Genomic DNA, 13,570 nt, shown 5'->3' with positions numbered 1-13,570 from the left:
AAGCTAATTAACTCATCTAAGTAGTCTGAGCGGAACCGAAGACTACATCATATTCGAAAAGAAAATTGCATTCATCAATAACTTATTTGTTCCGTACCAAAAAGCTCTAAAGTTTGTATTATCGGTAAAAACAATTATGCGTCCGCTTCCCATTCGTGATGTCTGAAAAGGAACACTGTTTTTTAAATGTTCTAAGTTTTCTTCAGAAATATAACCGCTCAATAAAGGTTTATCAGTATACTGAATAGGATTGTTGTAGCTTTTTTCATTTGGATTGATAAAAACCGTTGTATTTCGAAACATAGGCAACTCATCATTCAAATATCCAAAATTAATAGGATGAGAGCGATCAATTTTTGTGTTGAAAATTGCACCACCAATAACTTGTGCGCCACGATGATCTCCTTTTTGTTCAAAAGAAACATTCTTCGCATCAATTCCAGTCTTTTTAATATCTAACGAAATAAAGTTCTTAGAATTTAAATATCTAGCAGCATTTCGATATCCAATTAATGTTCCTCCATTTTTTACCCAAGTTTTTAATTTCCCAGTGTGTGTTGGAGAAAGCGAATTTGTATTTGGCAATATAATATGTGTATATTTCGACAAATTCATTCTTTCTAATCTACGTGTATCAAGCTTCGTTAAAGGAATTTCATAACGTTGATCAAACAAATGCCAAATTTCTCCAGCATCATACGAATTAATTCCATCACCAACAATCATTGCAATTTTTGGCTGATTGATTGCATTAAAATTGTTACTTCCTAAATCAATTCCTTCTGTTAATCCTGAAGAAACTGCTGTAATATTCAGGTGACTTTCCTTAGCTACATTTGCTAAAAACTGTCGTATTTCTTGCGCATTTAACTTCTGATTTTGCACAGGAATCATAATAGTTCCGTAGTCATAACGAACACCTTCTAATATAAAAGGTTTCATCGCAACTTTTGCACGCAATCCTTTTGCTCTAATCTTTGCTAATGCTTTTGGTGCGTAATATTCATTCCACTCAAAAACAAAAGCGTATTTCCCGTTACCTTTTACAGTTCCTGTTGGAGTGCTTAATGTTGTAACTTCATCTCCAGCATTAGATAGTGAACTTAAATCTGTATGCGACAAATTGAACGCTAATGGCAATGTCCAAGCTGAAATATCATAAAATAAACTATCTTGAAATTTTGTGCGTGTCTCAAAAATTGCTTTAATCAATCTACTTTGACGTTGTTGTTTCGGTACAATATAACTTCTCCCTTTTTTGTAGGCTTTACCAGCAATCGTAAAATCATTTTTCAACTCATGAATCTTGATATTGTGGCGTTTTAGCATTTCGGCTAAATGGTATGTTTTTGCCGCATCTTTTTCATCACCAAACACATATGCTTGTGTTGCTAACTTTGAACTTTCATTTTTTGCATCTTTATAAAACTGTTGTTGATACCTTAGAATAGAAGTGCGCATATTTTTGGCAGCTTCTAATGTAGACAATGCAGCTGTGAATTGATTTCGAATCGCAAATGGAAAAGAAACCAAACCATTCTCACTCTCCTGAAGGTGTCCGCGGGCACTTCCTTGTTCAAATAGAATTCCAATACTTCCATTAATATCAGGGAATGTTGAGCCTTTTCCATAATAGAAATCATCAAAACTTTCTTCTGTATAATACAAAGAACCAATTTTATCAAAAGCTTTTGCGTGATATGTAGCAATTTCCTTGGTCAAATCCTGATTCATTTGCGGTGTCAATGGATGTGTTCTTGAAGGAATTCCTGGCTGAAAGAAAAATGTAGCATTAGAGCCCATTTCATGATGATCTGTCAAAATATTTGGCATCCATTGGTGGAATGACTTAATACGCGCTCTTGATTCTGGCAATTGTACAGGCAACCAATCTCTATTCATATCAAACCAATAATGATTTGTACGTCCACGTGGCCAAGCTTCATCAAACTCTCTGTCTTGCGGATCTGAAATTAAATGTTTGCTCTTATGTACATTTACCCAACTTGCAAAACGCTGTAAACCATCTGGATTAAATGATGGATCTAACAAAATAACCGTATTAGCTAACAAATTGTCTATCTGAGTTCCTTCGGCAGCAGCCAAATAATAGGCAAGAAGCAACGCTGCATTACTACCGCTAGCTTCGTTTCCATGAATAGAAAATCCTTGATACACCACAATTGGCATAGTGGATACATCTTTATTTTGTCCACTGGTTTCAGTCAAAGACACATGTTCTTTGCGAATATTTTCAATATTTTGATGATTTTGTGGAGAAGTAATCGTTAACAACAACAACGGACGATCTTCAAAGGTTTTACCACGATCTTCAATTGTAATTCTATCAGAACTCTTTGCCAAAGTTTTCATGTACATCACTAACTTATCATGCGTTACATGCCATTTTCCAACTTCATGACCAATCACACTTTCTGGCGTTGGAATTGATGCATTATACGTAACATCTTGTGGTAAATAATAAGGAAGTGAAGGTTTCTCTTGCGCATTCAGCACAAAAACAAATAGAGAAACCACAAAAAATACAATTCTTGATAATCGAGACATAAAATAGGTTTGATTAGTTTATCACACAAAAATCAACTATTTATAGCCCATTTCAAAGCGGATAAACCGTATTTAACAAATTTGACTATTGGAATTAGAATTTTAGTTATGGTTACTCAGAGGTTCGAAATGTCATTTTAGTAAGTTATTATGATGTAAGTTTAAATTTTTTGAAATGCTGCATTTTAAATCTTAAAAGCAATCAAAAATTAGTAAAAATTCCAGCAAGAGTTAACCAAAAAACGATTTGTGTATTTGTGGTGAAAAGTTAAGAGTTAATAGTGATTAGTGAAGAGTAGAGGCAATAAATCAACGAATAAACAAATAACAAATGAACAAATACAAACAATCAAATCAACAAAAGACAAAAAAACAATCAAAAAAACTATATTTGCACCACTAAATTTTTATCTATCACATGAAAGCTGGAATTGTAGGATTACCGAACGTTGGAAAATCAACTTTATTTAACTGTTTATCAAACGCAAAAGCGCAAAGTGCAAACTTTCCTTTTTGTACTATTGAACCAAATTTAGGAGTTGTAAATGTACCAGATCCAAGATTAGAAAAACTAGAAGAATTAGTAAAACCACAACGTGTCATGCCAGCAACGGTAGAGATTGTTGATATTGCAGGTTTAGTTCGTGGAGCAAGTAAAGGAGAAGGTTTAGGAAATCAGTTCTTAGGAAATATTCGTGAATGTAATGCTATTATGCATGTATTGCGTTGTTTTGATAATGATAATATTGTACACGTAGACGGAAGTGTTGATCCGATTCGAGATAAAGAAACAATTGATATTGAATTACAATTAAAAGATCTTGAAACGGTAGAAAAACGTTTAGAAAAAGTAAAAAGAGCTGCAAAAACTGGAAACAAAGACGCACAAAAAGAACAAGCTACTTTAGATAAGTTTAAAAGTGCTCTAGAGCAAGGAATTTCTGCCAGAGCTGTAGAAGTCACAGAAGATGAAGAAGAACTAATCAAAGGATTTCAGTTATTAACTGCAAAACCAATTTTATATGTCTGTAATGTAGACGAAGCTTCAGCAAAATCTGGAAACGCGTATGTAGAAAAGGTACGAGAAGCTGTAAAAGATGAAGATGCAGAAATCATTATATTAGCTGTGGGAACTGAAGCTGATATTGCAGAATTAGAAGATTATGACGAACAACAAATGTTTTTAGAAGATATTGGGTTAGAAGAACCTGGTGTTTCTCGTTTAATTCGTGCAGCATACAAACTACTAGATTTACAAACATACTTTACGGCAGGAGAAAAAGAAGTACGCGCTTGGACTATCGGAATTGGGTATACAGCGCCACAAGCAGCTGGTGTAATTCATACAGACTTTGAAAAAGGATTTATTCGTGCAGAAGTAATCAAATATGATGATTATGTAGAGTACGGAACGGAAGCAAAAGTAAAAGAAGCAGGAAAATTATCTGTAGAAGGAAAAACATACATCGTAAACGATGGAGACGTTATGCATTTCTTATTCAATGTATAGATGTAAAATACAGATTGACAATATATTATATGAAAACCTTCAGATTTGATTTGAAGGTTTTTTTGTTTTTAGACAGAATTCAGTTAGCTTTAATCACTAAAATTCACAAGAGCTAGACTAGAATGTATGTCCCCTGTAAAATGCATGCACTTTTCATTTGGTAAAGTATCTGAAAACCTAACTTTATTTGCTCTGCATTAATACCACAAATAGTATGAAGATCTTTCATGTTACCAAAAGTCAAATGTTTAATTTTATTGAATCAAATCTATCTCCTAATGAAAGTACAGAGACTTATAATGCCATCAAAGAACAGGTTAAAGAGTTAAAAAACACGGAATTTGAAAATAAACTAGATCATTTTACAAGATCTTTAGAATATCATCATAAGCGCCATCAAAAAGGAGGTTTGTTTGAAGATTTTATGAAAGAAGAATTTCCTGCACCAACGATACGGGTTGGTAGATTGTTTGTCGATCTTGATAAAGACAATTATGACTTTATGAAAATGTTGGCAAAAAGTACAAAAAAAACTGTGCAGTCGTTGGCGGATTTTATGTGGACAAACGAAAAAAAACCTGAAAAATATGTAAATTTTCATACAGGTAGTATCAAATACATCACTACTAGAAGTTATGACGACACTTTTAATTTTAGCAATTTTCCATCCATTTCAAAACTTAGTGGCTTAAAAGAAGTTAGAATTAGTTACGTTACAGATGAAATTGTTGATCTTACAAAGATCGCAGATGAAACCTTGTTTTTGGAAAAACTCAACTTTATATCGTTGACGGAAGTGAAAAAAATAATTCTTGTAGGTGGCATACAGGAATGTGATTTTGATATGATAGAAAACTTGGAATCCTTGGATTGTACCAAAATTGATCCGCGGAATTCCCACGATTTTAATGGTTTATTAAATAAAAACAATGGACCTTGTATCATTACTGAAGCCCAAAAACAACACGGAGAGCCTTTTGCTAAATTTAGATGGAAAAAAGAAACAGTTCCTTCAACTACAACAGAAATTCATCAATTAGCAAAATATTACAATTGGGACAATGATATAAAATTCTTAAAATGGGCAGTCAAACAACCAAATTGTGACAGAGGAACAGCATTATTAATATATTGGCTAGGTTCGCCTGAATGGTATTCACAGTTTGCTTCCAAAAAAGAAGTCGATTCTTGGGCGCAAGATGGCTATGCATTATTGGCTGCGATTGAAAGACGTATGAAAAAAGATGATTTTAAAACCTACGATTACAAGTTCAACTTAAATAAACATTTAGACAACAAACCGATAAAATATCCAGAAAATAAAGTACGAGATATTCCTGAATATATGTTTGTGAATGATTAGAACAATTATTCAACATAATAAAAAAATTAATAGTCTCTTTTCAATTCATTATAATAGGTGAGAAATGTAAATCATACAAAAAGTAAGTCGCTTTAGTACATTTAATACTGAAAAATAATTAAAAACAGTAATCTTTTTATAATATAACAGTAATCATTTAGACACATTGTAGCCGTACTTTTATGGTATAACCAAAAAATAGTTTTACCATGAAAAAATTTACATTAGTATTCAGTGCGTTTTTGTTATTATTTGTATCAAATATGAACGCTCAACAATCTGTTTTAGACGATTTAGACGAAACGTTTGATTCTGCAGATGTGATCCGAATTGAAGCAAAAAGAGTAAAAGCTGCTTTAAAAACTCTAACAGTCGATTATTTAGTAAACAACAATGCAAATCCAGATGTTGCAACCTATCTTCAACTTATGGATGGAAGCATGGAAGTTGTTGAAGAATTCAGTGATGAAGTTATCTACTACATTGGACAAGCTGCACAAGGAAATAGTAATATTGATCCTTCTAGCATTCAAAGTAAAGCTTCTACAATTGAAGGAAACGAAGATTTTGTACGCAACAAAAGTGCAGCTTTACAAATCGCAATTCAGCAAAATGACAGAAACACAGCGCGTCAGTTAATCCGTGAAATCAGAAGTTTGTTGAATGCACAAATTCGTTTGGCAAAAGAAATCAAAACGGAAGCAACCGATTTAAAATCTTTAGCTGCAGTGTACAATGTTCGTATTGAGTTGGTTGATGAACGTTCAGGAGCATCTGTACCAGCTGGAACATTACCAGGATATGCAGCAACAAATCAAGACACTGGCGAAATTTTCTACACAGATTATTACAACTTTGATAGTTTCACAAATTTACCAGCAGGAACGTATCGTTTTGATGCTTACGATGGGTATTTTGATGGAGCTTCAAGCGCAATTGTAACCTTAGAACAAAGCTTAGTTGGAAGTGACGGATTTATCGTTGTGACACTTCGTTATTGGTCAGAATAAGTAGCATAAATAACAGATCTCTAAAAAAAGCGCAATATTCACAAAATATTGCGCTTTTTGTTGATTATTTTCGGGCGTTCGGGTTTTATTTTTTGATAGTAAATAGTATATTAGCAACGAACCCTAATATCACTTCAATTCATGTCACAAAACTCACAATATACCGAAGATAATATACGTTCACTTGATTGGCGCGAACATATTCGTATGCGTCCCGGAATGTACATCGGGAAATTGGGAGACGGTTCTTCTGCCGATGACGGAATTTATATTCTAGTAAAAGAAGTGCTGGACAATTCGATTGATGAATTTGTTATGGGCGCTGGAAAAACAATTGAAGTTTCAATTCAAGGAACAAAAGTAATTGTACGCGATTATGGTCGTGGAATTCCTTTAGGAAAAGTTGTAGATGTAGTTTCCAAAATGAACACAGGAGGAAAGTACGATTCTAGAGCATTCAAAAAATCTGTAGGTTTAAATGGAGTTGGTACCAAAGCTGTAAATGCTTTATCAACGTATTTTAGGGTAGAATCTACACGTGATGGAAAATCAAGTTCTGCTGAGTTTGCAACTGGAGAATTAAAAGATCAAGAGTTTTTAGATGAAACATCGCGTCGTCGTGGAACGAAAGTAACATTTGTTCCAGATGAAACCATTTTTAAAAATTTCAAATTTAGAACAGAATATGTAGCAAAAATGCTGCGTAACTATGTGTATCTAAATCCTGGATTAACAATTATCTTCAACGGAGAAAAATTCTTCTCTGAAAATGGATTAAAAGATCTTTTAGAAGATAACAACAATCAAGAAGACATGTTATATCCAATTATTCACTTAAAAGGTGATGATATTGAAGTAGCAATCACACACAGTAAAACTCAATACAGTGAAGAATATCACTCGTTTGTAAACGGACAACATACGACACAAGGAGGAACGCATCAAGCAGCATTTAGAGAAGCAATTGTAAAAACAATTCGTGATTTTTATGGAAAAAGCTATGAAGCCTCTGACATTCGTAAATCGATCATTTCTGCGGTAAGCATCAAAGTAATGGAACCTGTTTTTGAATCACAAACAAAGACAAAATTAGGTTCTACCGAAATGGGAGGCGATTTACCTACAGTTCGTACATACATTAACGACTTTATTGGAAGATATTTAGATAACTATTTACACAAAAACTCTGATACAGCAGAAAAACTACAACGTAAAATTCTGCAAGCAGAACGCGAACGTAAAGAATTATCTGGAATTCGTAAATTAGCAAAAGAACGTGCTAAAAAAGCCAGTTTACACAATAAAAAATTACGAGACTGTAGAATTCACCTAGGAGATGTAAAAAAAGATAGAAGACTAGAATCTACGTTATTTATTACCGAGGGAGATTCTGCATCGGGTTCTATTACAAAATCTAGAGATGTAAACACGCAAGCTGTATTCAGTTTACGTGGAAAACCATTGAATTCATACGCAATGTCTAAAAAGATTGTATATGAAAATGAAGAATTCAATCTTTTACAAGCTGCATTAAACATAGAAGAATCTATGGAAGATTTGCGTTACAACAACATTGTAATCGCAACCGATGCCGATGTCGATGGAATGCACATTCGTTTGTTACTAATTACATTTTTTCTACAATTCTTTCCAGAATTGATCAAAGAAGGACATTTGTATATATTACAAACACCTTTATTTAGAGTTCGAAACAAAAAAGAAACAATATACTGCTACAGTGAAGTAGAAAGACTAACCGCCATAAATAAGCTTACTGGAAAACCAGAAATTACACGATTCAAAGGATTGGGAGAAATTTCACCTGACGAATTCAAACATTTCATTGGAGACGATATTCGTCTAGATCCTGTTATGCTTGATCGAGAAACATCCATCGAAGAATTGTTAAAGTTCTACATGGGTAAAAATACCCCAAATAGACAAGAGTTTATTATTAACAATTTGAAGGTTGAACTCGACCTAGTAGAAGACAAATAACAGCATATATGCGGTTTAGTAATTCAAAATCTAAAAAGTGGGTACCATTTCTTTACTTTTTTCTTGGAATAGCAAGTGTTATAACTTTAGTATACATTTTCTTTTTCAGTAAAAATGTGAATGATACAAAACTGTGGTATTCAATTCCTGCTTTTTTGATTGTAATCAGTATTTTATTTTATAGCACAGCTAAGTATTTTGAATTTGATAGTGATGGAAATGTACTGACGTTTATAAACAAAGGTTTATTTATTTCACATTTTATCAATTACAGAGAACACAGAGCAGAATTCCCAAAAGAGAAGCTAAAACGCTATCGAATACAGAATTATCTACTTTTCTGTTACTTATTTGTGTATGTAAGATCAAAATCAAATCAAATCAAACGTGTAAGTTTCAATATTACACTGTTGAGTAATAGTAAAAAGAAGGCTTTAAGAAAGTCTTTAGACAAAGTTATAAAGCGTAACAACGAAATTTCTTAATGGAAGAACATAACGAAGAATTACATGCTGAAAATCAGCAACATGACAACAATGCTCAAGATACCATTACCAAAGTTACAGGAATGTATAAAGATTGGTTTTTGGATTATGCATCTTATGTAATCTTAGAACGAGCTGTACCAGCCATTGAAGACGGATTTAAACCTGTACAAAGACGTATTATGCATTCAATGAAAGATTTGGATGATGGACGTTATAATAAAGTAGCTAATATTGTAGGACATACTATGCAGTACCATCCACACGGAGATGCTAGTATTGCTGATGCTATGGTACAAATTGGTCAAAAGGATTTATTGATCGATACGCAAGGAAACTGGGGAAATATCCTTACGGGAGATAGAGCCGCAGCTTCTCGTTATATTGAAGCACGTTTGTCAAAATTTGCTTTAGATGTTGTATACAGCCCAAAAATTACAGATTGGCAGTTGTCATATGATGGTCGTAAAAACGAACCGATCAATCTTCCAGTAAAATTTCCATTATTATTAGCACAAGGTGCAGAAGGAATTGCCGTAGGTTTATCTACTAAAATATTACCACATAATTTTCTTGAACTGATTGATGCTTCGATTAAGCATTTACAAGGAAAACGTTTCCAAATTTATCCAGATTTCCCAACATCAGGAATCATGGATGTTAGTAATTATAATGATGGACTACGCGGAGGAAAAGTACGTGTACGCGCTAAAATTTCTCAACTTGACAAAAATACCTTAGTTATCACTGAAATTCCTTTTGGAACAAACACGACATCACTTATTGAGTCAATCTTAAAGGCAAATGACAAAGGGAAAATAAAAATAAAAAAGATAGAAGACAATACGGCTGCCGATGTAGAAATACTCGTGCATTTGCCAAATAATATTTCTCCTGATAAAACCATTGATGCACTCTATGCCTTTACGAATTGTGAAAGTTCTATTTCGCCATTAGGTTGTATTATTTATGATAATAAGCCTTTATTTATTGGTGTTTCTGAAATGTTACGTCGTTCAGCAGAACATACGGTGCAATTGTTAAAATCTGAATTGGAAATTCAACTTGGAGAATTACAAGAACAATGGCATTTTGCATCTTTAGAAAGAATCTTCATCGAAAACAGAATCTATCGTGAAATAGAAGAAGAAGAAACTTGGGAAGGTGTAATTAACGCTATTGATGAAGGTTTAAAACCACATATTACACACTTAAAACGTGCGGTAACTGTAGAAGACATTACGCGTTTGACAGAAATTCGAATCAAGCGTATTTCTAAGTTCGATATTGATAAAGCGCAGCAAAAAATTGATGCACTAGAAGAATCTATTGCACAAGTAAAACATCACTTAGCACATTTAATAGAATATGCTATTGATTATTTTAAGCGATTAAAAAGTCAATACGGAGAAGGAAAAGAGCGTAAAACTGAAATTAGAATCTTTGATGATGTAGATGCACGAAAAGTAGTAATTCGTAACACAAAACTCTATGTTAATAGGGAAGAAGGTTTTATTGGAACTTCACTTAAAAAAGATGAATATGTAGCTGACTGTGCTGATATTGATGATATTATAGCGTTTACACGTGATGGAAAGATGCAAATAACCAAAGTAGACTCTAAAACATTTATCGGTAAAAATATTATTCATGTCGCTATCTTTAAAAAGAAAGACAAGCGTACTATTTACAATATGATTTATCGTGATGGAAAAAGTGGTCCAAGTTATATCAAGCGTTTTGCTGTAACCAGTGTTACACGTGGTAAAGAGTACGATTTGACGCAAGGAAACAAAGGATCAATGATTACATATTTCTCTGCAAATCCAAATGGAGAAGCAGAAGTTATTACAATTATGTTGCGTCAAGCAGGAAGCATCAAAAAGTTGAAATGGGATCTTGATTTTGCAGATTTATCTATAAAAGGTAGAGGCGTAAAAGGTAATATTGTTACTAAATACTCTATAAAACGTATTGAACTCAAAGAAAAAGGTGTTTCTACCCTAAAACCTCGTAAAATTTGGTTTGATGAAACTGTACAACGTTTAAATGTTGATGCTAGAGGAGAACTCATTGGAGAATTTAGAGGAGAAGATCGCTTGTTAATTATCAATCAAAAAGGAGAATTAAAAACGATTCTTCCAGAATTGACGGCACATTTTGATAGTAATATGATTGTATTGGAAAAATGGAATCCTAAAAAGCCAATTTCCGCAATTTATTACGATGGAGAAAAAGAACGTTACTACGTAAAACGTTTCTTGGTAGAAAATACTTCTAAAGTTGAACTCTTTATTACAGATCATCCAAAATCGCAATTAGAACTTGTAATGACGGATTGGCGACCTATGGCAGAAGTTATTTTCTATAAGCAACGTGGAAAAGATCAAAAGCCAAATATGGAAGTGAATTTAGAAGAATTTATTTCAATAAAAGGTATCAAAGCACTCGGGAATCAATTGACATCTGATAAGGTAAGACAAATAAATGCTTTAGAATCTTTACCATATGAAGACGAAAGCGAAAAACCTGCTACAGATATGGAAGTAATTGATGAAGAAACGGTAGACGGTAACGAAAATACAGATAAGCCAGCAAATGATGGACAAATAGGTTTGTTCTAATCAGTAGAAATAATCTATGATGCTAATACGAGCAGTTCAATTGTACTTTTAGTATTATTTTCATGTTTCCATTGCCCATTTTGGAGTTGTATAGCTGAGCTATTTGTAAAATTGTGATGAATTGCAATTTCATTATCAAAGTTGTAATGTTCTCCTTGTGAATAGAGTTTAGTGGTAATAATCACATTCTTCTTATTTGTATATCCAAAAAGAACTTGTTGTTCGTTAGCTGTTTTACAATCTTTTAAAGTTTTAATCATCAGATATTTGATGCGGAATGTATGTTTAATTTGTGCTGCTATCTGAATGCTCCAAACGTCTTTTATATTATCTGAAGAATAACAATTATAATTTGAATCATAAAACTTTAAAGATGTAATAGGTTGAATATTTGTTTGATTTTGAGTTGAATGTTTACAGCACGGATACCACAAAACATGTACTAAAACCAACGAATTTCTACATTTCATAACGAAATATTTTACAATGAATACCTATTCAATGTAGGTTGAAATTGTATGATTTACAGGTGTTTTTTTCTAAAAACCGTATGACAACTTCCGAAACATGATTAAACCTTTTTTAAAGTTTTAGGTCTTACTAACAAACGTCTAGACAATTACAGATTAATAATTTTAAAAAGGAATGATTATGAAAACATTTGCAACATTACTACTAAGTGCAGTATTATTCATTGGATTGTCAAGTTTTGATACAACAAAGTCTAATACATTTACTCAAAAATGGGAAAAATTAGGAAGTAAAAAAGTCAACTACAAACTAGATAAAGATGTAATTCATGTTGGAAAACATGAAGGAACATTTAAAAAATTGAAACTTGTTGTTTCAAAAGGCGCATTAAATATGCATAGAATGGTTGTTCACTATGGAAATGGTTCACAAGAAGAAATCAAACTCAAACATACTTTTAACAGAAGAAGCAATTCTCGCGTGATTGATCTGAATGGAAATAAGCGTTTCATTACAAAAATTTCATTTCTATATGACACTAAAAATCGTTCAAGAAACAGAGCAACATTGCATGTGTTTGGCAAATAGCAGCTATTAAACATCTTAAACATATATAATACATCGAGAATGACTTATACATTAGAAGTTGTTCTCGATTTCTTTTAAAATTCATTTAAAAACATTCAAAACAAGTTTGTCAACCTTTACTAAAATCTGTTAACGTTTATCGGTACGAACAACTTCACTAGCGTTTATTCCTACTTTCGGAATGAGTAAAGGCGATATCTGAAAAGCCTAAATAGAGTAGGAGTTATCAAAAAACAAACATCATGTTAAAAAAAATTTTAAACGTACAAAATGCTGAGACATTGAGTAAGGAAACACAATCGAAAATTAACGGAGGCATCCAAATTTACTGTGAAAGAAGTGGAGATTGTCCTCCAGGATGGATTTGTTCAGGTGGCGGATTTTGTTGTCCAAGTCATATCTAACATATTAAAAATAACAGTTTTTGGGAAATATGTAAAGCGTCAATTCATTTTTGAATTGGCGCTTTTTTAAGAATATTGCCTAAATCCTAACTTTTGTTTCAATATACTGTAACCATGCCAAGAACAACTTCCGTCAGAAATAATACGTTGTGATTTGTTGTAAATCAATAAGTAATGATCTACAGTAGTGCAAAGTCCATTATTCTGTTGTGCAGAAAGCTCCTTTTCAAATATTCGAATTGCTTCAAGAGTTGTGGCGTCTAATTTTTTCCTTTCTTTTTGACAGATAACATAGTATGCATCCTGTTCTTTTTGAAAAGTCATAGATTCTTTTACATCATGAAAACAGCCTTTTGAAGAATAGTGCAATGTAAACTGTTCATTATTTTGAAGTTTATCAATAAACGGAATAACCGTTTTATTAATTTCTACGGTAGCAACTTTATTGCTTTTAACTTGTGCGTAGCTTATTGAAAATACGAGACAAAGAAAGCTACATACATATATTTTTCTCATTTTTTGATTGATTGATGATACTCTAAAGCTACA

At 32.7% G+C, this 13,570-nt stretch carries 11 protein-coding genes; 8 read left to right on the top strand and 3 right to left on the bottom strand.

The features are described from left to right. Positions 1 to 42: 42 nt before the first annotated feature. A complete protein-coding gene (locus tag ACOQOS_RS03370; protein ID WP_420573553.1) occupies positions 43 to 2,568 on the bottom strand; it encodes a M14 family metallopeptidase in 2,526 nt (841 codons plus the stop codon). A gap of 418 nt (positions 2,569 to 2,986) precedes the next feature. Between ACOQOS_RS03370 and ychF the strand changes: the two genes are divergently transcribed. From ychF to ACOQOS_RS03340, 6 genes are all read left to right on the top strand, one after another. After that, on the top strand, positions 2,987 to 4,078 hold the full coding sequence (ychF, locus tag ACOQOS_RS03365) for a redox-regulated ATPase YchF (RefSeq protein ID WP_420573552.1): 1,092 nt from the start codon (positions 2,987 to 2,989) through the stop codon (positions 4,076 to 4,078). Between the two features lie 214 nt (positions 4,079 to 4,292). After that, entirely contained in the window at positions 4,293 to 5,441 is a 1,149-nt protein-coding gene (locus ACOQOS_RS03360; protein WP_420573551.1) for a DUF4274 domain-containing protein, read from the top strand. 209 nt (positions 5,442 to 5,650) lie between these two features. Beyond that, positions 5,651 to 6,451 carry a hypothetical protein gene (locus ACOQOS_RS03355; RefSeq protein ID WP_420573550.1) on the top strand — a complete coding sequence of 267 codons (801 nt, stop codon included), beginning with the start codon at positions 5,651 to 5,653 and terminating at the stop codon, positions 6,449 to 6,451. A gap of 141 nt (positions 6,452 to 6,592) precedes the next feature. Then, on the top strand, positions 6,593 to 8,449 hold the full coding sequence (locus ACOQOS_RS03350) for a DNA topoisomerase IV subunit B (RefSeq protein WP_420573549.1): 1,857 nt from the start codon (positions 6,593 to 6,595) through the stop codon (positions 8,447 to 8,449). Positions 8,450 to 8,565: 116 nt separating this feature from the next. Beyond that, positions 8,566 to 8,934, top strand: coding sequence for a hypothetical protein (locus ACOQOS_RS03345; protein ID WP_420573548.1), 369 nt, complete (start codon positions 8,566 to 8,568; stop codon positions 8,932 to 8,934). Continuing rightward, on the top strand, positions 8,934 to 11,558 hold the full coding sequence (locus tag ACOQOS_RS03340; RefSeq protein WP_420573547.1) for a DNA gyrase/topoisomerase IV subunit A: 2,625 nt from the start codon (positions 8,934 to 8,936) through the stop codon (positions 11,556 to 11,558). The genes ACOQOS_RS03345 and ACOQOS_RS03340 overlap by 1 nt, the downstream gene beginning before the upstream one ends. A 14-nt stretch (positions 11,559 to 11,572) precedes the next feature. Here the strand turns inward: ACOQOS_RS03340 and ACOQOS_RS03335 are convergent, their stop codons facing one another. Continuing rightward, positions 11,573 to 12,028 carry a hypothetical protein gene (locus tag ACOQOS_RS03335; protein WP_420573546.1) on the bottom strand — a complete coding sequence of 152 codons (456 nt, stop codon included), beginning with the start codon at positions 12,026 to 12,028 and terminating at the stop codon, positions 11,573 to 11,575. Between the two features lie 181 nt (positions 12,029 to 12,209). Between ACOQOS_RS03335 and ACOQOS_RS03330 the strand changes: the two genes are divergently transcribed. Both ACOQOS_RS03330 and ACOQOS_RS03325 read left to right on the top strand, forming a co-directional pair. Continuing rightward, positions 12,210 to 12,617, top strand: coding sequence for a hypothetical protein (locus ACOQOS_RS03330; protein ID WP_420573545.1), 408 nt, complete (start codon positions 12,210 to 12,212; stop codon positions 12,615 to 12,617). Positions 12,618 to 12,859: 242 nt separating this feature from the next. Next, complete coding sequence (locus ACOQOS_RS03325) at positions 12,860 to 13,021, top strand: hypothetical protein (RefSeq protein ID WP_420573544.1); 162 nt, start codon at positions 12,860 to 12,862, stop codon at positions 13,019 to 13,021. Between the two features lie 66 nt (positions 13,022 to 13,087). On the opposite strand, the gene ACOQOS_RS03320 is transcribed toward ACOQOS_RS03325, so the two are convergent. Then, positions 13,088 to 13,537 carry a hypothetical protein gene (locus ACOQOS_RS03320; protein ID WP_420573543.1) on the bottom strand — a complete coding sequence of 150 codons (450 nt, stop codon included), beginning with the start codon at positions 13,535 to 13,537 and terminating at the stop codon, positions 13,088 to 13,090. Positions 13,538 to 13,570 lie beyond the last annotated feature (33 nt).

The sequence above is a fragment of the Kordia sp. genome (assembly GCF_965224175.1).
In the GTDB taxonomy this organism is placed as follows: domain Bacteria; phylum Bacteroidota; class Bacteroidia; order Flavobacteriales; family Flavobacteriaceae; genus Kordia.
The sequence above is the reverse complement of the archived record's forward strand: the minus strand, read 5'-3'. Positions and strand labels throughout refer to the sequence as shown.